Source organism: Pseudomonas sp. CFBP13528 (assembly GCF_005233615.1).
Taxonomy (GTDB): Bacteria; Pseudomonadota; Gammaproteobacteria; order Pseudomonadales; family Pseudomonadaceae; genus Aquipseudomonas; species Aquipseudomonas fluorescens_AM.
Window position 1 is genome coordinate 77,838 of the sequence record NZ_QGAJ01000013.1, and the last position, 21,554, is coordinate 99,391.

22 protein-coding genes and 1 pseudogene are annotated in these 21,554 nt (G+C 59.3%); 11 read left to right on the forward strand and 12 right to left on the reverse strand.

The window, feature by feature from the left end; translation table 11 throughout:
- Window positions 1-39 precede the first annotated feature (39 nt).
- Complete coding sequence (gene mqo / locus PspCFBP13528_RS20815) at window positions 40-1,686, reverse strand: malate dehydrogenase (quinone) (RefSeq protein ID WP_065950295.1); 1,647 nt, start codon at window positions 1,684-1,686, stop codon at window positions 40-42.
- A gap of 482 nt (window positions 1,687-2,168) precedes the next feature.
- On the opposite strand from mqo, the gene PspCFBP13528_RS20820 reads away from it, so the two are divergent.
- The gene (locus PspCFBP13528_RS20820) at window positions 2,169-3,356 is read left to right on the forward strand and encodes an MFS transporter (RefSeq protein ID WP_137201413.1); all 1,188 of its coding nucleotides are present in this window, start codon (window positions 2,169-2,171) and stop codon (window positions 3,354-3,356) included.
- Window positions 3,357-3,455: 99 nt separating this feature from the next.
- Here PspCFBP13528_RS20820 and PspCFBP13528_RS20825 read toward each other — a convergent pair whose 3' ends face one another.
- The 3 genes from PspCFBP13528_RS20825 to PspCFBP13528_RS20835 all read right to left on the reverse strand — a co-directional run bounded on the left by PspCFBP13528_RS20825 (window position 3,456) and on the right by PspCFBP13528_RS20835 (window position 6,317).
- The gene (locus PspCFBP13528_RS20825) at window positions 3,456-3,674 is read right to left on the reverse strand and encodes a hypothetical protein (RefSeq protein ID WP_137201414.1); all 219 of its coding nucleotides are present in this window, start codon (window positions 3,672-3,674) and stop codon (window positions 3,456-3,458) included.
- Between the two features lie 145 nt (window positions 3,675-3,819).
- On the reverse strand, window positions 3,820-4,185 hold the full coding sequence (locus tag PspCFBP13528_RS20830; RefSeq protein ID WP_137201415.1) for a DUF6124 family protein: 366 nt from the start codon (window positions 4,183-4,185) through the stop codon (window positions 3,820-3,822).
- Window positions 4,186-4,517: 332 nt separating this feature from the next.
- Window positions 4,518-6,317 (reverse strand): hypothetical protein, encoded by a 1,800-nt coding sequence (locus PspCFBP13528_RS20835; protein ID WP_137201416.1) that lies wholly within the window; start codon window positions 6,315-6,317, stop codon window positions 4,518-4,520.
- Between the two features lie 174 nt (window positions 6,318-6,491).
- Here PspCFBP13528_RS20835 and PspCFBP13528_RS20840 point away from each other — a divergent pair, with 174 nt between their 5' ends.
- From PspCFBP13528_RS20840 to tal, 4 genes and pseudogenes are all read left to right on the forward strand, one after another.
- On the forward strand, window positions 6,492-6,734 hold the full coding sequence (locus PspCFBP13528_RS20840; protein WP_137201417.1) for a CopG family transcriptional regulator: 243 nt from the start codon (window positions 6,492-6,494) through the stop codon (window positions 6,732-6,734).
- Window positions 6,724-7,009, forward strand: a pseudogene (locus PspCFBP13528_RS20845) (type II toxin-antitoxin system RelE/ParE family toxin). Before PspCFBP13528_RS20840 ends, PspCFBP13528_RS20845 begins: the two are co-directional and overlap by 11 nt.
- A gap of 83 nt (window positions 7,010-7,092) precedes the next feature.
- Complete coding sequence (dusA, locus tag PspCFBP13528_RS20850; protein ID WP_137201418.1) at window positions 7,093-8,079, forward strand: tRNA dihydrouridine(20/20a) synthase DusA; 987 nt, start codon at window positions 7,093-7,095, stop codon at window positions 8,077-8,079.
- A gap of 282 nt (window positions 8,080-8,361) precedes the next feature.
- The gene (gene tal, locus PspCFBP13528_RS20855; RefSeq protein WP_065893548.1) at window positions 8,362-9,288 is read left to right on the forward strand and encodes a transaldolase; all 927 of its coding nucleotides are present in this window, start codon (window positions 8,362-8,364) and stop codon (window positions 9,286-9,288) included.
- A 200-nt stretch (window positions 9,289-9,488) separates the two neighbouring features.
- Here the strand turns inward: tal and rssC are convergent, their stop codons facing one another.
- Together rssC and rssB are read right to left on the reverse strand one after the other, a co-directional pair.
- The gene (gene rssC, locus PspCFBP13528_RS20860; protein WP_017848891.1) at window positions 9,489-9,971 is read right to left on the reverse strand and encodes an anti-sigma factor antagonist RssC; all 483 of its coding nucleotides are present in this window, start codon (window positions 9,969-9,971) and stop codon (window positions 9,489-9,491) included.
- Complete coding sequence (gene rssB, locus PspCFBP13528_RS20865; protein WP_065932314.1) at window positions 9,971-11,152, reverse strand: two-component system response regulator RssB; 1,182 nt, start codon at window positions 11,150-11,152, stop codon at window positions 9,971-9,973. Before rssB ends, rssC begins: the two co-directional genes overlap by 1 nt.
- 276 nt (window positions 11,153-11,428) lie before the next feature.
- Between rssB and PspCFBP13528_RS20875 the strand changes: the two genes are divergently transcribed.
- Entirely contained in the window at window positions 11,429-11,725 is a 297-nt protein-coding gene (locus PspCFBP13528_RS20875; protein WP_065950473.1) for a PilZ domain-containing protein, read from the forward strand.
- A 65-nt stretch (window positions 11,726-11,790) separates the two neighbouring features.
- Here PspCFBP13528_RS20875 and PspCFBP13528_RS20880 read toward each other — a convergent pair whose 3' ends face one another.
- A complete protein-coding gene (locus tag PspCFBP13528_RS20880; RefSeq protein ID WP_137201419.1) occupies window positions 11,791-12,480 on the reverse strand; it encodes a VacJ family lipoprotein in 690 nt (229 codons plus the stop codon).
- A 196-nt stretch (window positions 12,481-12,676) separates the two neighbouring features.
- Between PspCFBP13528_RS20880 and PspCFBP13528_RS20885 the strand changes: the two genes are divergently transcribed.
- Both PspCFBP13528_RS20885 and PspCFBP13528_RS20890 read left to right on the forward strand, forming a co-directional pair.
- A complete protein-coding gene (locus PspCFBP13528_RS20885; RefSeq protein ID WP_137201420.1) occupies window positions 12,677-13,285 on the forward strand; it encodes an HAD family phosphatase in 609 nt (202 codons plus the stop codon).
- A 111-nt stretch (window positions 13,286-13,396) separates the two neighbouring features.
- A complete protein-coding gene (locus PspCFBP13528_RS20890; RefSeq protein WP_065886358.1) occupies window positions 13,397-13,663 on the forward strand; it encodes a DUF4404 family protein in 267 nt (88 codons plus the stop codon).
- A 137-nt stretch (window positions 13,664-13,800) separates the two neighbouring features.
- On the opposite strand, the gene queF is transcribed toward PspCFBP13528_RS20890, so the two are convergent.
- Both queF and PspCFBP13528_RS20900 read right to left on the reverse strand, forming a co-directional pair.
- Entirely contained in the window at window positions 13,801-14,631 is an 831-nt protein-coding gene (gene queF, locus PspCFBP13528_RS20895) for an NADPH-dependent 7-cyano-7-deazaguanine reductase QueF (protein WP_137201421.1), read from the reverse strand.
- A gap of 66 nt (window positions 14,632-14,697) precedes the next feature.
- Window positions 14,698-15,210 carry a cupredoxin family protein gene (locus PspCFBP13528_RS20900; RefSeq protein WP_065950477.1) on the reverse strand — a complete coding sequence of 171 codons (513 nt, stop codon included), beginning with the start codon at window positions 15,208-15,210 and terminating at the stop codon, window positions 14,698-14,700.
- Window positions 15,211-15,467: 257 nt separating this feature from the next.
- Between PspCFBP13528_RS20900 and PspCFBP13528_RS20905 the strand changes: the two genes are divergently transcribed.
- Window positions 15,468-16,148, forward strand: coding sequence for a heavy metal response regulator transcription factor (locus PspCFBP13528_RS20905; protein ID WP_137201422.1), 681 nt, complete (start codon window positions 15,468-15,470; stop codon window positions 16,146-16,148).
- A complete protein-coding gene (locus tag PspCFBP13528_RS20910; RefSeq protein ID WP_137201423.1) occupies window positions 16,145-17,500 on the forward strand; it encodes a heavy metal sensor histidine kinase in 1,356 nt (451 codons plus the stop codon). Before PspCFBP13528_RS20905 ends, PspCFBP13528_RS20910 begins: the two co-directional genes overlap by 4 nt.
- Before the next feature lie 117 nt (window positions 17,501-17,617).
- Here the strand turns inward: PspCFBP13528_RS20910 and PspCFBP13528_RS20915 are convergent, their stop codons facing one another.
- From PspCFBP13528_RS20915 to PspCFBP13528_RS20925, 3 genes are all read right to left on the reverse strand, one after another.
- Window positions 17,618-18,862, reverse strand: coding sequence for a lipoprotein-releasing ABC transporter permease subunit (locus tag PspCFBP13528_RS20915; protein WP_137201424.1), 1,245 nt, complete (start codon window positions 18,860-18,862; stop codon window positions 17,618-17,620).
- Window positions 18,863-18,923: 61 nt separating this feature from the next.
- Window positions 18,924-19,607, reverse strand: a complete 684-nt coding sequence (lolD, locus tag PspCFBP13528_RS20920) for a lipoprotein-releasing ABC transporter ATP-binding protein LolD (protein WP_164484517.1) — start codon at window positions 19,605-19,607, stop codon at window positions 18,924-18,926.
- Window positions 19,608-19,614: 7 nt separating this feature from the next.
- Window positions 19,615-20,865: a lipoprotein-releasing ABC transporter permease subunit gene (locus PspCFBP13528_RS20925; RefSeq protein ID WP_101219101.1), complete on the reverse strand. Its 1,251-nt coding sequence runs from the start codon at window positions 20,863-20,865 to the stop codon at window positions 19,615-19,617.
- A gap of 94 nt (window positions 20,866-20,959) precedes the next feature.
- Here PspCFBP13528_RS20925 and PspCFBP13528_RS20930 point away from each other — a divergent pair, with 94 nt between their 5' ends.
- Window positions 20,960-21,538 (forward strand): PilZ domain-containing protein, encoded by a 579-nt coding sequence (locus tag PspCFBP13528_RS20930; RefSeq protein WP_065950482.1) that lies wholly within the window; start codon window positions 20,960-20,962, stop codon window positions 21,536-21,538.
- Window positions 21,539-21,554: the final 16 nt, after the last annotated feature.

Sequence of the window (21,554 nt, forward strand, 5' to 3'; positions counted from 1 at the left end):
GACCGTCACCGGTTCAGCGGGCTTTTTATCAGGCGTTACTTACAGCGCCAGGTCAGACGCCGGCTTGCCAGGCTCAGCCGCAGGCTTGGCAGCCTCGGTGGCCTGTGGAGCAGCCAGTTGCGGGATCGCTGGCGGTGGCGTCAGTTGCAGCACACCGGCAGTGTAAGCCCACTCCTTGGCAACCGCTTCAGGGCTGTCGTTCAGCTTGGTGCCGTAGCTTGGCACGATCTGGTGCAGTTTTTCCTGCCAGGCCGGGCTTGCTACCTTGTCCTTGAAGACTTTCTGCAGCACGGTCAGCATGATCGGAGCCGCGGTCGACGCGCCTGGCGATGCACCCAACAGGCCGGCAATGGAGTTGTCAGCGGAGCTGACCACTTCGGTACCGAGCTTCAGCACGCCGCCCTGCTCTTCGTCACGCTTGATGATCTGCACACGCTGGCCGGCTTGCCACAGGCGCCAGTCGGCTTGCTTGGCGTTCGGGAAGTATTCCTGCAGCGCCTTGAAGCGGTCGTCATCGGACAGCATCAGTTGGCCGGCGAGGTACTCGACCAGTGGGTATTCACGAATACCGACTTTGGTCATCGGCCAGATGTTGTGGGTGGTGGTGCTGGTCAGCAGGTCCAGGTACGAGCCTTCTTTGAGGAACTTGGTCGAGAAGGTGGCGAATGGGCCAAACAGAATCACGCGCTTGCCATCCAGCACGCGGGTGTCCAGGTGCGGAACCGACATCGGTGGCGAGCCCACCGAAGCCTTGCCGTAGGCCTTGGCCAGGTGCTGCTCGGCGACGGTCGGGTTGTCGGTCACCAGGAACGAGCCGCCAACCGGGAAGCCGGCGTATTCCTTGGCTTCAGGAATGCCCGACTTTTGCAGCAGGTGCAGGGCACCGCCGCCAGCGCCGATGAACACGAACTTGGCGTCGGTTTCAGTCTTGGTGCCGTCTTTGAGGTTTTTGTAGCTCACACGCCACGAACCGTCTTCGTTGCGGGTGATGTCCTGCACTTCGCTCGACAGTTTCAGGTCGAACTTAGGGGTGGTTTGCAGGTGGGCAACGAACTGGCGGGTGATCTCGCCAAAGTTCACGTCGGTGCCGATCGGGCTCCAGGTGGCCGCGATTTTCTGGTTGGGGTCACGCCCTTCCATCATCAGCGGGACCCACTTGGCGATCTGCGCCGGGTCTTCGGAGTACTGCATGCCGGCGAACAGCGGGCTCGCCTTCAGCGCTTCATAGCGCTTTTTCAGGAACTTGATGTTGTCATCGCCCCACACAAAGCTCATGTGCGGTGTGGAGTTGATGAACGAACGCGGGTTCTTCAACACGCCCTGCTGGACCTGCCAGGACCAGAACTGACGGGAGATCTGGAACGCTTCGTTGATCTCGACCGCTTTAGGGATCTCAACGTTGCCGTTCTTGTCTTCCGGGGTGTAGTTCAACTCGGCCAGGGCCGAGTGACCGGTACCGGCGTTGTTCCAGCCGTTGGAGCTCTCTTCGGCCACGCCATCGAGGCGCTCGACCATCTCCATCGACCAGTCCGGTTCCAGCTCGTTAAGCCAGACACCCAGGGTCGCGCTCATGATGCCGCCGCCGATCAGCAGCACATCGACTTTCTTTGCCTCTTCCGCGTGAACGGACGTGATCCCCATCGACAAAGCCAGCCCCAGCAGGGCAGTGTTTACTTTTTTAAACATCAGTAGCACCTATGATAAAACGCCATCCGCCCTACCGCCCCCGATCATGAGTAACCCTCGACCACGCTACGTCAGGCAACGTACCGCGGGGTCTGCACATTCACATAAAGGCTGCAGGGTGGGCACACAAGGCCGATGGATCGACCTCACTGTTATGTCCCTTCTGCGCTGACTTCTTATCATTATTGGCTTCAGCTACCTGGGCGACAGCCAACCGCTGGGACGTATACGGGTGTACGCACCAAGGAAAGCCTAGACCAGGACGGCGCGCAGAATATCACGCCAAACGGCGTTTATGCGCCGTTTGGCCAATTGACACCGCTAAATCGCGGCTTTTATCGCACCAGTGTCAAGACTGCCAGCCGCGACGTGGGGTCACAGGCCCGGAACTCTCGTGCTCGAGGCTGTTCTAGACACCTTCACAGTCGCCTGCGTAGCATCGGCGACTGTCTTTCGTGCACCTCATCCAAACAGAGCGATCCATGTCTATCCAGCAAACACCCGGGCACCTGCTGCCCGCGCGCAGTGCCGCCAAAATGGAAGCGGCCATGGCCGTGGGCGCGTTCGCCATCGGCACCGGCGAATTCGCCATCATGGGCCTGATGCCCGACATCGCCCAGAACCTGGGCCTGAGCGAACCGCAAGTCGGCCACGCCATCAGCGCCTACGCGCTCGGTGTGATGGTCGGCGCCCCGCTGTTGGCCATCCTCGGCGCCAAGCTGTTGCGCAAACACATGCTGCTGTTGCTGATGGGCCTCTATGCCCTGGGCAACTTCGCCACCGCCTTCACCCCCACCTTCGGCTCGCTGGTGGCCTTCCGCTTTATCAGCGGCCTGCCCCACGGCGCCTACTTCGGCATCGCCGCCGTGGTCGCCTCCAGCATGGTGCCCACCGACAAACGCGCCGGCGCCGTGGCCCGCGTCATGATGGGCCTGACCCTGGCCATGCTGCTGGGCAACCCCATCGCCACCTTCCTCGGCCAACACCTGGGCTGGCGCTCGGCGTTCGCCCTGGTCAGCGTGATCGCCCTGCTCACCATCGCCCTGGTCTGGCAATTCGTGCCCCACCGCCACGACGAACAACGCAGCGACCCGCGCAAGGAACTGCGCGCCTTCACCAAACCCCAAGTCTGGATGGCCCTGTCCATCGGCGCGATTGGCTTTGCCGGGATGTTCTGCGTATTCAGCTACCTGGCGCCGACCATGCTGGAAGTGACCAAAGTGTCGCCGCAGTGGATTCCGTTCGGCCTGGCAGCGTTTGGCGTAGGTGGCATCATCGGCAACATTGCCGGTGGCAAGCTGTTTGATCGCATGCAGTTCCGGGCGGTGGGCTTGATATTGGTGTGGTCGATGGCCGTGCTGCTGTTCTTCCCCTTCGCCGCGGCGTCGCTGTGGGGCGTGCTGCTGAGCATGGGATTGGTGGGCACCATGGTCGCATTGGCGGCACCGTTGCAGATTCGCCTGATGGACATCGCCCACGAAGCGCCAAGCCTGGCAGCAGCGTCTAACCATGCCGCGTTCAACCTGGCAAATGCCCTGGGGCCGTGGTTTGGCGGCATGGCCATCACTGCCGGCCTCGGCTGGACCAGCACCGGCTACATCGGCGCCGCAACAGCCCTGATCGGCCTGGGCCTCTACCTGATCGCCCGCCGCATGAAGGGCGGCCACTAACACCCACACTTGCGCCCCCACCACAAATCAAATGTGGGAGGGGGCTTGCTCCCGATAGCAGTAGGTCAGTCACCACACAACTGACTGACCATCACTGCATCAATCATCATGCAACAACCCCGCCCCATACTCCCCATAACTACTCCCCAGTCCACTACCACCAAAATTCATCTTGGCGGCTTTGCTGTGGCTGTGGTCGCCAAACGCCTGGCATCCACCTGAAAAGCACGGGTCACTGCTCACGGCTGGTGAAGATGAACAAGCGCTCAACAGCAACGTGCTGGTGATCATCACAACTTTGACGAGGTTCGAGATCATGGTTTCAGTTCCCTGTGGGCTGGAGGCGCTGGGGTCTTCTCTTGCAGGGAATCGTAGACCTCAACGGCGCAGGGAATTATGAAACTTTGCTGCGGGACAGCATGAGTTCAGGTTGCCGCCTTGGGTAAGGCGGCAGGGGTTGTTGTCAGGCTTTGACTGAGGCGGCTACAGGCGCAACTTGCTCCTGGGCTCGATCAACGAGCAGCGAACTCAACTCGATTAACTGTTGAATGCCCAGGGCGATGGCGCGCTGGGAGTCGTCGAGATCGAACGCCAAGGTGGCGGCCATTTCGTTGGCGGACGCGAGGTTTTCGGCGGCGTTGGCCAGGAGGGTTTCGGGGTCGAGGGTTGGGTTGACGAGGAATAGGATGTTGGTTGGGTGTTCGGTGGGCGCAGCGTCGTCGGACTGGGGTAAGTGATGATGGATTGCTCGCTGGGCTGCGGCTTGAAGTTTGGAATCAGAGGATGCGGCGTTTGAAGCATAAGGCGGATTAGGTGTGACCTTGTACATGGCGAAGCTCCTTTAGCGTTTAAGGAACTGCCTATCTCACTTCCACATGAGGGGTGGCAGCTGTGCGCAGGTGTGGAAGACCAGGGCTAAAGGACCCGGCGCACCGAAGTGCCCCGCGCACAGCCGCCATAAGCAATCATACAGACGTAAAAAAACGCCGGTAGGTGTTTATGGGCGATTGAGCGCCTTCAGCTTGATCGGACTTCCACATCCGGCCGCTGGATTGGCAGCGGCTTGTGGAGGTTAGCTAGGGGTGGTCTGAGGGGCAAGCTGAGAAAAGTGTGGGAAATATCCCATAGGATTTCGTAGTCTGCTCTCCCAATATCCCGCCGTTACTCTTTCTTGCGTAAACGACTGACAAACACTGCGTCGCTGGTAGTAAAAGCATTTTTTGCTCTCAACCAATCGCTAACTGGGTCACCCACTCTGGAATCGTTATTCAACATACGCTGTATAAACCAAACCGCTACTGGAACCCAGGCCGCTGCGGGACCAGCCATCAACGCAGGAGCCAATGCGGCGGTCAACGTAAGCAAATCCCGCTTTTTAGCACCCCGCTCGACTTTCTCCAACGCCTTTACCTTATCATTAATAACTGCAACATAAGTTCCGACTGCTTCAGCACTAAATCCTTGTTCCTTTAACATGCAATTTAGACGATAGACATCCTCAAAACTAAAAGCACTCGTTACATCCCTGATAGGGGTATCCCCATCTAAAACCAGCAACTCCTCTACGACAACCCCTAAATGGGATGCCGTATCAATAATAGGCACACGCGGCACACCCGTAATAAAACTTGCGCTTAACTCAACCAAAGGCTCGATATCAAAACCATCCGACTTCACAGGACAATAATTTGCGTTAAGTGCCGCCGCCCAGTCGACAGAGGTTGAGCACTCCAAAATAATAGGATTTATATATTTTCCACTTTTTCCTGAAATTATCTCTGCCAAGAGCCGCCCCATGCCATGTTGCAATCCAGCTCTGGCTCCTTGGGTTGAATAATCGGCTTCCAAAGATGCCCAGCTAGAACCGAGATATTTGCGTACCGACTGCATCCCGCTAAAACCATCTCCAATACTGTCCTTGCCAAGCAAGTCAAGTAAATAGCGTCGACCCTCGTTATCCAAAGCTGGATAAAGCAAAGGATTTCTCTTCCTTCCGTCTGCAACTGTAGCTGCCGCAAGCTGTTTATTAAGCACAAACTTGCTTTGATCGTGATCAAGCAACGTCGCAAGCATCTCCCGATCATAAAAATGAAGCTCGGCAGGTAAAACTATAATGACACGCCCCGTATTGATTAACGAAACCAACTCGCGAATGGTAATTGAAAAGCTTTCAAGCAAACTATCTAGGTCACTAAATGGTGGCGATATATATATTGAATTATAGGTAGTCAAATAATTTCTAATATTACTCGGCCTGCCAAGCAAACAATCAATAAAACACGCCGCTTGCTTACCGCCGACCGAAGGAATATATCGTGAAGGCTCCATCTGCTCAGTTGAAAACAATGACAGCCGATCATCGAACCATTGCTGCTCACTTAGTTCTTGTGCAGTCACCAGCTTCGACGGCCAACCTTTTAGACGTTGATCCACAAAGTAAAAATCGGGAGCATGCACTCCCGGAAAATCTCCGGGATTGACCTGAAACTCCAACCTAATACTTATCCCAAGATTAGCTATAGCAATTTTTATAAGCTGCCTTGACTCTCCATCGAGCCTAACGGGAGAAATGATACGTAGAAATGTTGGATGATCATCGATTTTAAAAGCAGTAAAAAACCTAGGAAGCTGACGCCGCAACTCCCGATGAAACTCTGAAATATTCAGAGGGACACCGTGTAATTGAGATAATTGTTTAGCAGTCCTAGCAGGAATACGGGTCGCCCCCTGCGGCGGGCTTTTTACTAAATCAACCTGATAAGCTACCATTCGGCAGTAATCATCAAACCATCTTTTCAAAGGCAACCCTTCAGATGAAACTGCCTCGTCAAGGGTTACACAGACAATATAATAGTTACCATTTAACTGCCAAAGCCCGCCAAATTCTATTTTAGATTGAATAAGAATTAGCCGCTCGTATGAAATCTGCGCATACCCCTTTGCGAAACCGAATTCTTCCATAACACGTATTCCTTGTTATCATCTAAGCTGAGAATATCAGGGTATCGGGGGGGGGCCGACCACAATACCCCCGGCACCAAAAAGCAATGAATCAATTCAGGATACGCCTCACGACGAACTGCTGATCCAACCTAGCGCTCCATGGTGATAAGATGCCCCACCATCGAGGCCGCCATGACTGGAATATCCCTAAACCTGCCGGAAGACCTATCCAACTCTCTCGCCGAACTGGCCAAAACCAACGGTCAGACAGCGAGCTACCTGGCGATGGACGTTCTTCGCGCCTACATCGAGCACGAAAAAACGCTGACCGCCCAGATCGAGCTGGCAATAAAGGAAGCTGACGAAGGCAAATTCGCCAATGATGACCAAGTGGCAGCAATGCGCGCTAGGCGCTGGAACCGGAATGCGGGTTGAGTGGCTTGAAAAAGCACTCAAAAACCTGGAAGACGAAGCGAACTATATCGCTCTCGAAAACCCAAAAGCCGCTGACGACTTCTCGGATGCCATTTTCGTCAGCGTCGACGGGCTGGCTCAGTTTCCTTCCATGGGCCGCGAAGGTCGCGGTAAAACATACCCGCGAATGGGCAGTTCCCAACTGGTCCTATCTGATCCCGTATAGAGTGCGGGGCGATCGACTGCAGATCCTTGGCGTATTCCACACACGGCAACGCCCTCGTTCGAAGTGGTAATTCGCGCAAAACTTGCCTCTCCGGCACCCAAGATCCGTTCCTGATAAACTGCGCCCCATTCGCCTCGCTGACTCAGATCCCCCATGCCCTTACAAACCGCCCCACTCTCCCGCCGCTTCTCCGTCGCCCCCATGATGGATTGGACTGACCGCCACTGCCGGTACTTCCTGCGCTTACTCTCCAAACACGCCCTGCTCTATACCGAAATGGTCACCACCGGCGCTATCCTCCATGGCGATCACGAGCGCTTCCTGCGCCACAGCGAAGCCGAGCACCCGCTCGCGCTGCAATTAGGCGGCAGTGTGCCGGCTGATCTGGCCGCCTGCGCCCGTATGGCCGAAGCCGCCGGCTACGACGAAGTGAACCTGAACGTCGGCTGCCCCAGTGACCGGGTGCAGAACAACATGATCGGCGCGATCCTTATGGCGCACCCTGCCCTGGTGGCGGACTGTGTGAAGGCGATGCGCGATGCCGTGTCGATTCCGGTGACGGTGAAGCACCGTATCGGCATCAATGGCCGGGACAGTTATGCCGAGTTGTGTGATTTCGTCGGGACGGTGAAGGACGCCGGTTGCACCAGTTTTACCGTGCATGCGCGCATTGCCATTCTGGAGGGGTTGTCGCCCAAGGAGAACCGCGACATTCCGCCGTTGCGTTATGACGTGGCGGCGCAGTTGAAGCGGGACTTTCCGGCGTTGGAGATCAATCTCAACGGTGGGATCAAGACGTTGGAGCAGTGCGAGGAGCATTTGCAGACGTTTGATGGGGTGATGCTGGGGCGGGAGGCTTATCACAATCCGTATCTGCTGGCGGAAGTGGATCAGCGGTTGTTTGGCAGCGAGGCGCCGGTGATCAGTCGGGCAGAAGCCTTAGCGCAGTTGCGGCCTTATATTGCGGAGCATTTGGCCAGTGGTGGGACGATGCATCACATCACCCGGCATGTGTTGGGGTTGGGCACCGGGTTTCCGGGGGCGCGCAGGTTCAGGCAGTTGTTGTCGGTGGATATTCATAAGGCGGCGGACCCGTTGGCGTTGTTGGATCAGGCTGGGGAGTTGTTGGAAGGGCGGTGACTGGTTGGCTTGCAGAGGGTCAGATAGTTTTGGATTGGCTGACACATTGCTATCGGGGGCAAGCCCCCTCCCACATTTGGGGTGGTGTTTGGCTATGAAGGCGCTATCGGGCAGTTGGGTTGAACCTGCCATGGATTCTGGCCTCCTATTGAGCAGTACGGCCGGTATTCAAACGGCTGTTTTCAGGTTGTTGCCCCGCGCAAACGACCTGACGCATTTGCGCCCTTGAGCGCTTGCCAGCGCTCGGGTAATGTCATCAGACCCAAAGGACAGAGCACGCCCATGACTTCCAAGCTGGAACAACTCAAGCAATTCACCACCGTCGTAGCCGATACCGGCGATTTTTCTACCCTCGCCAAGCTCAAGCCGCAAGACGCGACTACCAACCCTTCCCTGCTGCTCAAGGCCGCGTCGATCGCAGGCTATGCAAAGCTGCTGGATGAGTGTGTGCAGGACTGCAACGGCGATGTGGGCCTGGCCAGTGACCGTTTTGCGGTGGCGGTGGGTCAAGAGATCCTGAAAGTCGTGCCGGGCCGTATTTCCACGGAGGTGGATGCCCGTCTGTCGTTCGACGAAGACGCGATACTCAAGCGTGCGCACCGTCTGATCGATCTGTACGACAAAGCCGGCGTTGGCCGTGACCGTGTGCTGATCAAGATCGCTTCCACCTGGGAAGGCATCCGCGCCGCCGAGAAGCTGGAAAAAGAAGGCATCCAGACCAACCTGACCCTGCTGTTCTCCTTCGCCCAGGCTGTGGCCTGTGCCGAAGCGGGTGTGTTCCTGATTTCGCCGTTCGTGGGCCGCATCTACGATTGGTACAAGAAGGCCAACGGCAACGACTACACGGGTTCCGATGACCCGGGCGTGCAGTCGGTGACGCGTATCTACAACTACTACAAGGCTAATGGCTACAAAACCGTGGTGATGGGTGCGAGCTTCCGTAACCTCAGCCAGATCGAGGAACTGGCTGGGTGTGATCGCCTGACCATCAGCCCGGACCTGCTGGAGAAGTTGGCGGCGGATGAAGGCAAGCTGGAGCGCAAGTTGTCGCCAGGCCATGCCGGTGAAGCGCGCGTGCATATGACGGAGGCGCAGTTCCGTTGGGAGTCCAACGAGGATGCGATGGCCACCGAGAAGCTGGCGGAGGGGATTCGTCAGTTTGCGCGGGATCAGGAGAAGCTGGAGGCGTTGTTGACTGCCAAGTTGTAAGGCGGACGGCGACAAAAAGGGCGGCACCCTCGCGGGTGCCGCCCTTTTTTGTGTGCGCCAGTCTCTAGCCAGTCACAAATCAAATGTGGGAGGGGGCTTGCTCCCGATAGCGGGGTGTCAGGCACAGAGTCTGTGTGTGAACCTCTGCAATCGGGGGTAAGCCCCCTCCCACATTGAAATGTGTTCCGGCAGGGAGGTCGTCAGTGGCGCTCGAGGGCGTTGACGAGGTCGTGAAAGGCTTCGCGGTTGGACTCGTTCAGGCCCATGAGGATCTTGTGCGCTTCGAGCACCTTGATCCGTACGATTTCCTCGGACTGGTCCTGCGACGGCAGGTCGGTCAGGCATTCCGGGCAGGGGATCGGGCGGTCAACGATGTTGAACACTTGGTCAAAACCCATGGACTGCAGCAGCCGGGTGATGTCTTCGTGGGTGGTGACAACCGTCGGCAACAGGCCGACCTTCTGCCGCGACAGAATGGACAACTTGGCCAACAGGCCCAGGGTGGTGCTATCGATGCTGCGGGTTTCGGTCAGATCGATCACGATCGCCGAGAAGTTCAGCGCTGTGAAGATCCGCTCGATCGTCGCATCCAGCGCCGAACACAGGGTCAGGCGCACTTCACCGACAAACTTCAGGACGAAGGTCCCGTCTTGCTCGGCGAATTGGATTCTTCCGGTACTCATCAAAGATTCCTGCTCAACACCAATAGGGCGATATCATCCGGCATCTCCCCTAGCGTGGCCAATCCAAAAACCTGCCGCAGACCATCCAGGCTGCCGCCCGCCGACTTGACCTTTTGGGGCAAGGCGGCTTCTTTCTCTTTGAGTGTAGGCTCTGGAAGGAGGTCCAGGATGCCGTCGGACATCAGCGTCAGGCTGAAGGTCGGCGGCAGTTCCAGGATGTGGTCTTCATAGGTGGCTTCATTGAACAAGCCCACTGGCAGGCCACGCCCTTCCAGGTAACGCACACTGTCAGGAGTGTATAAAACCGGCATCGGCAGGTGACCGCCAATGCTGTAGGTCAAAAGACCGGTTTCTTCATCGATCACGCCACCCACCATCGTCACGTGCTTGCCCAGCTTGCAGCTGATCAGGCCCCGGTTGATGTGGCCCAGCACCTCGGAGGGGGTGAACTCCGGCAAGGTGCCATTGCGCTTGGATTCGAACAACAACCGCGTCGTCATGAACTTCAACAACACGGTGACAAACGCGGAGGATGCACCGTGGCCGGACACGTCGGCCAGGTAGAACGCCACACGCCGTTCATCCACACGGAAATAGTCGACAAAATCCCCCGACAGGTACAACGACGGGATGATCTGGTGCGCGAACTGGAAATCGTCGATGGTCCAGGGGCTCACCGGCAGCATGTTCATCTGCACCTGGCGACCGGCGTTCTGGTCTTCCTGGAGCAGGTTCAGGCTGGCTTCAAGCTCGCGGTTGGCGGTCTCGAGCTTTTCGCGGTAGCGCTGGTTTTCCTGAAGCAGGCGTGCACGGTCCAGGGCGCGACGCACCGAGTGTTCCAGCACCGCCAGGTCTTCCAGGGGTTTGATCAGGTAATCGGCGGCGCCCAGGCGCAGGGCTTCAACGGCGTCGTTCATGACCCCGGCACCGGACACGACAATCACCGGCGTCTGCGGAGCAAGCTCGGTCACCTGGCGAATCAGCTCGAGGCCGCCCATCTGGGGCATGCGCAGGTCGCAGATCACGAGGTCGGGCTGGTCGCGCTCGAATACCTGGAGACCCTGTTGGCCGTTGCCGGCCTGCAGGACGCTGAAGCCACTGTCTTCCAAATAGGCCGCGAGGCTCGCGCGCACTACTTCGTCGTCATCGATTATCAGCAGCGTGGCACTGGTTTTTTGCATGTGGGCAAACGGCGCCAGAATTAGGTTGGCGTAGGTGGCTCGACAATGGCCGGGCTCACGTACTGGATTCGCTTTCTAGCCTCTCTGTCCTACAAAGCATTGGGATTTACCCCATGCACAACCGTAAAGCAGAGGTGCCCTTCTAAGGCGCAGACGGTACTCCCATCCGTGAGGGGTTTCAAGCTCATGCCGATGGTCGCCGAACGTCTTTACACCGCAAATCACCGGGAGTTATAAGAACGCTCATGACCACAACCCAAAGTAAGGATGGATGCTGTGAGCGAACATGAGCGCGACTACGCCGAAAAACGCGACTTCATCCGCATGCGGGTGGATGCCGATGTGTCCTTGATCCACGCCGGGCAGGAAATTGCAGGGGTCTGCCTGGACCTTTCCAGCTCAGGCATGCAGGTGCAGGCACCTCGCCAGTTCAGCGTCGGTGACTTGCTTACCGTGCGCATTGATTCCGAGCACGCCGCACTCAAAGGCCTTGAAGCCGATACAGAGGTGGTGTGGGCCAGGGCAGCGGGAGACGAACAGCATCTGGGCCTGAAGATTTTGAAAATGCGCTGATCAGCGCGCACAAAAAAAGGCGACCGTTCAAAGGTCGCCTTTTTTTCATTTCAAAACGTCACAGCTTAAAAGTCGTCGACAACCTTGCCGTCCTTGACCTTGAACTCACGGTTCTGCAGGTAAGCGTTACGGATAAAGGTGTACTTGTCGCCGCTGATCAGCTTCTCGCTGTCGAGCAGGCTGGCACGGACGTCGACCACGTTCAGGCCAAAGGTGCTGTTGCGCCAGCCGATATCGTTCATGTAGCGGTACGGTTGGGTGTAGCTGTCCACGTATTTGGAAGGCGCGTCACGCAACGTGCTTGGGCCGAGCAACGGGATCATCACGTAAGGACCGCTGCCGACGCCCCAGTAGCCGAGGGTCTGGCCGAAGTCTTCATCGCTGCGCTGCAGCCCCATTTTGGTGCCGACATCGATAAAGCCCAGCACGCCGAACGTGGTGTTGACCAGCAGACGGGCCGTGTCGACGCCAGCGTTATGCGGCTTGAGTTGCAGCACGTTGTTGGCCAGGTTGCCGACATCGCCGATGTTGCGGAAGAAGTTGTGAATGCCGTCCTGCACCAATTGCGGGGTGACGAACTGATAGCCCTGGGCGATTGGCTTGAGGGCGTAGGTGTCAACGGTGTCGTTGAAGGTGAAGATAGGGCGGTTGACGCTTTCCCATGGATCATCTTCCGTCGCGGCCTGGGCGGCGAACGGTGCCAACAGGACGGTGGCACACAGCGACAACTGAGCGATGTACTGGCTCCAGCGCATAGCTTTTGCTCCTTGAATGGTCTGTCATGGGCGCTATGCCCTGAATAAGGCCGTCAGTATATGACGGAAGTGTCGATTTAGGCAGCCGCATGGAAACGACTTTCATGATTTGGACAAAATTCCTACAAATACGCCCTCATGTCATCCACTTGTCATGCCGCCCCGATAGCGTTGCAGCTATTTCAGGGACGTTCAGATGCCACATGCCGAGATAGCCGTCGCCACTGCCCCCGCGTTGACCGCCGTGTTGTTTGGCCTGAGTGGCTGCCTGGTGGACTTCGGTTCCCAGGCCCGTAGCGACACACCCACCCCAGACTCGCAGGCCACGCCCGGGGCGCTGAAAATCCTGCGCAGCCTGAAGGAACAAGGCGTGCCCTGCGCCTGGCTGGATGAACTACCCGCCTCTGTCACCACCCCACTGGCCGCTACCCTGCCCGCCTGGCTCAGGGCCTCCTCGCCTTCCACCATCCGCTGGCCGGCGCCCCACGCCTGCTGGCAAGCCTTGATGGAGCTGAACATCGAACGCCTGGAGGGCTGTGTGCTGGTCAGCGGCGAACCGCGCCTGCTGCAATCGGGCTTGAACGCCGGGCTGTGGACCATCGGCCTGGCATCCTGTGGCTCGCTGTGCGGCGTGGCGCCGGAGCAATGGCAGGCGCTGAGCGAAAAGGAACGCGAGTACAAGCGCGGCAAAGCCACCGTGGCGCTCTATGGATTAGGTGTGCACTCGGTGATCGATCACCTCGGCGAACTCGGCACGTGCCTGGCCGACATCCGCCTGCGCCGCCTCAAAGGCGAGAAGCCCTGACAAGGATCATGCACAGTTGGCGCCGGTGGATTAATCTACAGGTCAGTTCGTAGACCTTTCCCGGCGTGCCGCGGTCTATGCCAGTGCCTATCGATAAAAGGAAAGAATGTCATGCCTGATCGCAAAAAACTGGAAGAACAGGTCGAGATCCTGCGCGGGCAGCTGGAACAGGAACCGCCGCTGCCGGAAGAAAAACGTGAAGCGCTGGAAGCCTTGATTGCCAAGTTTGAAGTGCAACTTGAACTGGAGCCGGCCACCCAGTCGCCCAGTATTTCCGACGACGTGAATCAAGCGGCCATAGAGTTCGACGCTGAACACCCGGTCATTTCCGGGACATTGCGCAATATCATGATCACCCTGGGCAACATCGGCATCTAACCTGCCAGCCAACCAAGCACCGATGCAAAATGTGGGAGGGGGCTTGCCCCCGATAGCGGAGTGTCAGTCACAGCATCTGTGTCTGAACCCCTGCAATCGGGGGCAAGCCCCCTCCCACATTTGGTTTGTGTGCAGGCTTACTGGCGCGCCAGGCGTACGTTCTGGAACGCCACATCCTCGGTACTGCGATACGGGTTGATATCCAGCCCACCCCGCCGCACATACCGCGCATACACGGTCAACTTCTCCGGTTTGAGCAAGCGCTGCAAGTCCAGGAAGATCCGCTCCACGCACTGCTCATGGAAATCCGAGTGCTGGCGAAAGCTCACGATATATTCCAGCAGGCTCGCGTGATCCAGCGCCGCACCGCGGTACTCCACCACCACACTGCCCCAATCGGGCTGGCTGGTGACCGGGCAGTTGGATTTGAGCAGGTGGCTGTGCACGCTCTCTTCCACCACACGCGAGTCATCACAGCGCAACAGTTCCGGGCGCGGATGTTCGTAGCTGCTGACGTTGATATCCAGATCATCGATGCACACGCCCGGCAACGCCATGACGCCTTGCGCCTCGATTTCGGCCAGGCTCCGAAGGCGTACGCTGACCGGCTTGCCGGCGGCGGCGCTGAGGTCGTTGCGCAGGGTCTCTTCCAGACCGTGGGTGTCGGCGAACGCGGTCTGGTTCAACGAGTTGAGGTACAGCTTGAAGGACTTGGACTCGATGATATTCGGCGAGTCGGCCGGGATGCTGAACTCACCGATGGCCACCACCGGCTTACCGGACGGCAGCAACCAGGACAGTTCGAAGCAGTTCCAGAAATCCACACCCTTGTAAGGCAGGGTCTCGGCGCTCAGGCCCAGTTCGGCCCATTTGGCGGCGCGAGGGATCGGGAACAGCAACGAAGGGGTGTACGTGGAGATGTATTCACTGGACTTGCCCAGCGGCGAATGTTCGGCTGCGGGATGCATGGCGGAAACCTGGCTAAATAAACCGCGCCAGTCTACCAGCCTTTGCTCCCGCCCTTAAGGAACGCCTTACTCAACGGTCAGCGTGCCGACCATGCCCGCCTGGTAATGGCCGGGAAGATTGCAGGCGAACTCAAGGCCCGTGGCCTTGGTAAAGGTCCAGGTCAGCTCGGCGGTGTTGCCGGGCTCGACCAGCACACTGTTGGGATCATCGTGCTTCATCGCACCATGCCCCATTTTACTGTGGTCCATAGCGCCCATCCCGGTGGCCGTGAGCATGCCGCTGGCCTGCATCTGCAACATTTCCTTCTGATGTTCGGCGTGCATGGCCGCGTCGCCCAGGTTGAATTCGTGGAGCAACTGGCCTTTGTTGACCAGTACAAAACGAACGGTCTCACCGGCCTTTACGTCCAGGGACTTAGGCGAGAAGGAAATATCCTGCAGCGTCACCTCCACCGTACGTGTGGCTTTGTCAGCCGGTGCCGGTTGGCCAAACGCGTAGGTGCGAGACGCATCAGCCAGTGCATTGAAGCTCAACGCCAGCAGGCAGCCCGCCAGCAACAGGGGTGTACGCAACGCCATCTCTCTTCTCCAAAAATACATAACCCGCTTGGGCAGCACTCTAAGATAAGCCCGCTGCCAGCGAGCTGACTGCTAGATTACAACTTTGTCAGGTTACCCCGTTGGCGCGCTCAGCCGCTTATTGTGGTAGGAGCGAGCTTGCTCGCGAAGAACATCAGCACGCCGCGTCAAGCCAGAGAGTACGCGTTATCGTTGACGTTTTTCGCGAGCGAGCTCGCGCCTACAGGGAAGCGTCCATCCTTTGCCAAGAGCCTTACATGAAACTGCTGATCGTCGAAGACCAACCGAAAACCGGCCACTATTTGCGCCAGGGCCTGGCAGAAGCCGGGTTTACCACCGAGTTGGTGGCCGACGGCACCAGCGGTCAGCACCTGGCGCTGACCGGCGACTATGACTTGCTGATCCTCGACGTGATGCTGCCCGGCCGTGATGGCTGGCAAATCCTGCAAGCAGTGCGCAGCGCCGGCCTCGACATGCCGGTGTTGTTTCTTACCGCACGCGACGCGGTGGAGGATCGCGTCCACGGCCTGGAGCTGGGCGCCGACGATTACCTGGTCAAGCCCTTCGCCTTCTCCGAGCTGCTCGCCCGCGTGCGCAGCCTGTTACGGCGTGGCAGCAGCGCGCCGCAGGACACCCACCTGCAACTGGCCGACCTGCGCCTGGACCTGATCCGCCGCCGCGTCGAACGCAGCGGCCAGCGCATCGACCTCACCGCCAAGGAGTTTTCCCTGCTGGAACTGCTGCTGCGCCGCCAGGGCGAAGTGCTGCCCAAGTCGCTGATCGCCTCGCAGGTGTGGGACATGAATTTCGACAGTGACACCAACATCATCGAAGTGGCGATCCGCCGCCTGCGCCTGAAAGTCGACGATGCCTTTGCCAACAAGCTGATCCACACCGTGCGCGGCATGGGCTATGTACTGGAGGAGCGTTTCACGTGATCCAGCGCCTGTCCCTCGCCAGCCGCCTGGCACTGCTGTTTGCCGCGTGCACCGCCGTGGTTTCGCTGCTCGCCGGCGTGTTGTTCAACCACGCCAGCGAGGCGCACTTTATCGAGCTGGACCAACAGCAATTGGACAGCCGGCTGGTCGTGCTGCGCAACACGTTGCAGGGTGTCGACTCGCCGCAGGCCTTCGCCCAACGCGAACCCCAACTGCGCGCCGACCTCAGCCATCAACCCGACCTCACCTTGCGCATCACCGCAGCCGGCCAGCGCTGGCTTGACCAGGCGCCGGGCGTTGCGTTGCCCGACGCACCCGGCCTGCACAGTCTGCAACAGGCAGGCACCGCCTATCGCGTGTACAACGCGCCCTTGAGCCCCGGCCAACCTCGCTCAGCGCAGTTGACCCTGATACTCGACATCACCCACCACCAGCATTTTCTGCAACGCATGCAGCGCTTGATCTGGCTGACCGTCGGCCTCTCGGCCCTGGCCACCGCGCTGCTCGGCGCCTGGGCGGCGCGCAGTGGGCTGCGGCCCTTGCGGCGTATGGGCGAAGTCGCCGCCGGCGTGTCCGCCCACTCCCTGACGCAACGCTTGCCGCAGCAACAGATGCCGGTCGAACTGGCGGAGTTGGCGCAGACCTTCAATGCCATGCTGGGCCGCCTGGACGACGCATTCCAGCGCCTCTCGGCCTTCTCCGCCGATATCGCCCATGAACTGCGCACACCGCTGTCGAACCTGCTGACCCAGACCCAGGTCATCCTCACCCAGCCGCGCCCATTGGAGGATTACCGTGAAGCGCTGCACAGCAACCTGGAGGAGTTGCAGTGGATGGCGCAATTGGTCAACGACATGCTGTACCTGGCCAAAGCCGATCACGGTTTGCTGATGCCCAAGTGCGAACCTCTGACACTGGCCGATGAAGTCGAGGCGCTGCTGGAGTTTTTTGCGCTGCTGGCCGAAGACGCACAGGTTTCGTTGGGGTGTGAAGGCCACGCCCACGCGGCCGGTGATCGCGGCATGTTGCGCCGGGCCCTGTCCAATCTGTTGGAGAATGCACTCAGGTTTACCCCGGCGGGCGGCGAGGTGCGGGTGCGCCTGGCAGAGGATGAACGCGGCGTGAGGCTGACAGTGGAGAACACCGGGGAAGGTATTCCGAAAGATGTATTACCTAAACTGTTCGATCGCTTCTACCGGGCCGATCCGGCGCGGCGCGAGGGCAGCAGCGAGCATGCGGGGCTGGGGCTGGCGATTACCCAATCGATTGTGCGAGCGCACGGGGGGAGGATTTATTGTGAATCTGACGCGGGGTGGACACGGTTTGTGATTGAGTTGCCCAGGGGAGATTGATGCAAGCCGGGCCGGCGCTATCGGGGGCAAGCCCCCTCCCACAGTGGACCGCATTTATTCAGGAGAAATGAGGTCAAAATGTGCGAGGGGGCTTGCCCCCGATAGCGGTCTCAACGACTACGAATACCTGAGCGCATGCGCCGGCTCGATCTTCGCCGCGCGATACGCCGGATAAATCGTCGCCAGGAAGCTCAGCACAAACCCCGCCGAGCAAATCAGCAACACATCGCCACCTTGCAGCTCGGAAGGCAGGTTACTGACGAAGTACACGTCCGAACTGAAGATATGCTGCCCGCTCACCCGCTCCAGCCAGCCCACCAGTTCGCTCACGTTCAGCGCCGCAATCACGCCCAGCACGCCGCCGATCAGGGTGCCGACCACGCCGATCACCGTGCCCTGCACCATGAAGATCGCCATGATCTGCCGAGGCGTGGCGCCGATGGTACGCAGGATCGCGATGTCGGCGCCCTTGTCGTTCACCACCATGATCAAGGTGGCAATGATGTTGAAGGCGGCCACCGCGACGATCATCAGCAGCAAAAGGCCGATCATGGTCTTTTCCATCTTCATCGCACTGAACAGGCTGCCCTGGGTGTGGGTCCAGTCGTCGGCCTTGTACGCCGCGCCGAGGCTGGCGGCGATATCGGCCGAGACCTTGGGCGCCGCGTACAGGTCGGTCACCGCCAGGCGCACGCTCTGCACCTGGTTGGGTTGCCAATGCTGTATTTCGGCCGCGTCGGCCATGTTGATCAAGGCCATGGAACCGTCCAGTTCGGCACCCACCTTGAAGATACCCACCACGTTCAAACGCTGCATGCGCGGCGTGATGCCGCCCGGCGCGGTGCTGATTTCCGGCACGATCAAGGTCAGCTTGTCGCCCACGTTCAGGCGAAAGCGGCGCGCGGTGATGTCGCCGATCACCACACCGAACTCGCCGGGTTTCAGGTCGTCCAGTTTGCCGCGCACGATATGCTGGGCCACGATCGACACCTTGCCTTCCTGGGCCGGGTCGACGCCGCTGATCTCAATCGGCTGCATCGCGCCCTTATAGGAGAACATGCCGTCCATCTGTGTGAACGGTACCGCCGCCGTCACTTGCGGGTTCTTCATCGCGGCAGCGGCCACCGGCTGCCAGTCATCGATCGGCTTTACGCCGACGATGGTAGCGTGGGGCACCATGCCAAGGATGCGCGAGCTCATTTCGCGCTGGAAGCCGTTCATCACCGAGAGCACCACGATCATCGCCAAGACGCCCAGGGCGAGGCCGATCATCGAGGTCATCGAGATAAACGAGACAAAACGGTTGCGGCGTTTGGCGCGGGTATAGCGCGTGCCGATGAAAATCGATAACGGTCTGAACATTCGCGTGCACCGCCTGAAAAAATAAAAAAGCCCGGCCTCGAAAAACCGGGCTTGCAGCCACTCAGATAGCGACCAGATGACCTTCCTGCAAATGCAGTACGCGGTCCATCTGACGGGCCATGCTCATGTCGTGGGTCACCACCAGGAACGCGGTGCGCATCTGGGTGCTCAGCTCCAGCATCAAGTCCTTGATGCCCTGGGCCGTGTGGGAATCGAGGTTGCCGGTGGGCTCGTCGAGCATCACCAGGCCTGGGTTGTTCACCAGCGCACGGGCGATGGCTACGCGCTGGCGCTCACCGCCGGACAGCTCGGCCGGCTTGTGCTCCAGGCGATGGCCGAGGCCGACGCGCTCCAGCAAGGCGGTGGCACGCTGGCGCGCCTCGGGGATCGCGGTCTTGCCGATCAGCAGTGGCATGCACACGTTTTCCAGGGCGGTGAATTCCGGCAGCAGGTGGTGGAACTGGTACACAAAACCCAACGAGCGGTTGCGCAACTGACCACGGGCCTTTTCATTCAGGGCCGAGAGTTCTTCACCGGCCAGCCATACGCTGCCCTGGGACGGCGTGTCGAGGCCGCCCAACAGGTTGAGCAAGGTACTTTTACCGGAACCGGAGCTGCCGACGATCGCCACGCGCTCGCCGGGGTGCAGTTCAAGTTGCAGGTTGGCCAGCACCACCACGGATTCCGGGCCTTCCTCGTAGGATTTGCCCAGGTTGCGGCAGCTCAGGATTGCTTTTTCACTCATGCCCGATTCACTCATAACGTAATGCCTGTGCTGGCTGGGTACGTGCCGCGCGCCAGGCTGGATACAGGGTGGCAAGGAAACTCAGGACCAACGCGGCACCGCCCACCATCAGCACGTCCTGGGCCTGAACCTGGGAGGGCAAGTAGTCGATGAAATAGACGTCGGCGTTGAGGAATTTGTGTCCGAGCACTTGTTCAAGCAGGGCGATGGCGGCGCTGACATTCAACGCGGCGAGAATGCCGACGGCGGTGCCGATCAGGGTGCCGACCACGCCGATCACCGTGCCCTGCACCATGAAGATCGCCATGATCTGCCCCGGCGTGGCGCCCAGGGTGCGCAGGATGGCGATGTCGCCCTTCTTGTCATTCACCACCATCACCAGCGTGGAGATGATGTTGAAGGCGGCCACGGCGACGATCAGCAACAGCAGCAGGCCGATCATGGCTTTTTCCATGCGGATGGCCTGGTAGAGGTTGCCGTGGGTGCGGGTCCAGTCGCGGGCGTAGTACTCGGATTCACCCAGGTGCTGGGCAATCTCCCAGGCGCCGCGTGGCGCATCGAACAGGTCGTTGAACTTCAGGCGCAGGCCCTGCACCTGGTCCGGCTGCCAGCGATGCAGGCGGGCCAGGTCAGTGAGATTGGTCAACCCGAGGTAGCCGTCGATCTCGCCGGCGCCCACATGAAAGGTGCCGACCACGGTAAAACGCTTCATGCGCGGGAACATGCCGGCCGGGGTCACGGTGACCTCCGGCGCGACGAAGGTCAGCTTGTCGCCAACGCTCACACCGAGCTTGGCCGCCGCCTTGTCGCCGATGATGATGCCGAAACTGCCGGGCGCCAGGTCATCGAGCCTGCCCTGCAGCATGAACTTGTCGATGATCGAGACGTTGCGCTCCTGGGCCGGGTCGACGGCATTGAGCAGGATCTTCTGCACCTTGCCGTCATTGGTCAGCAGCCCCTGCATTTGGGTAAACGGCGCAACGGCCAGCACCTTGGGGTTCTGCTTGACCTTGGCGGCCAGGCTTTGCCAGTCGCTGATGGGCGCTTCGGCCTCGATGGTCGCGTGGGGCACCATGCCCAGCACGCGGGTGCGCATCTCATGATCGAAGCCGTTCATCACCGACAGCACCACGATCATCACGACCACGCCCAGGGCGAGACCGATCATCGAGGTCAGGGAAATGAACGACACAAAATGATTGCGACGCTTTGCACGGGTATAACGCGTGCCGATAAATACGAAGAGAGGTCTGAACATGTCGGGGCTTGTTCGGAGGAAAAGAAGACGTCCCGGTGGCGGGGTCTGGTCAGCAGCTTTACACTCAGACCATTACCGTTACCTGGGGTTCGCCATGTCGACATTAGATGAAGAAGAGCGCCGCGAATACTACCGTATCGACGACATGATCGCACTCCAAATCAAAAGCCTGTCGGCTCCCGACGCGGCGAGCAAGGAAGTGTTGCTGGATGATTCGCCGCTGTTCAATCTGCTCAGCGAATTGCACCTCAGCGAATTCGAAGCCCAGCACCTGCTGCGCCAGATCAACGAAAAAGACCGCAGCCTGGCGGCCTTTCTCAAAGTGCAGAACAAGCGCCTGGACCTGCTCAGCCAGGTCATGGCCCGCGGGCTGCTCAGTGAGGTAGGCGCGCCGCAGCCGGTGATCCTTTCCGAAGGCGGCATCGACTTCCAGCACCCTACGCCGCTGGCTCCCGACACGCACCTGGCGGTCAAGCTGGTGCTGATGCCCCAGGCGCTCGGCCTGCTGTTGCGCGCGCGAGTGACCCATTGCGATCCCAAGGGCGACGGCTTCGATGTGGGCACGGAATTCGAATCCATGACCGACGCCCAACGCCAGCTGCTGGCGCGCTACATCCTGCAGAAACAGGCCCAGGAACGCCGCCTGGCGCGAGAACAAAGCGACGATCTCTGAATGCGTATTCACGACG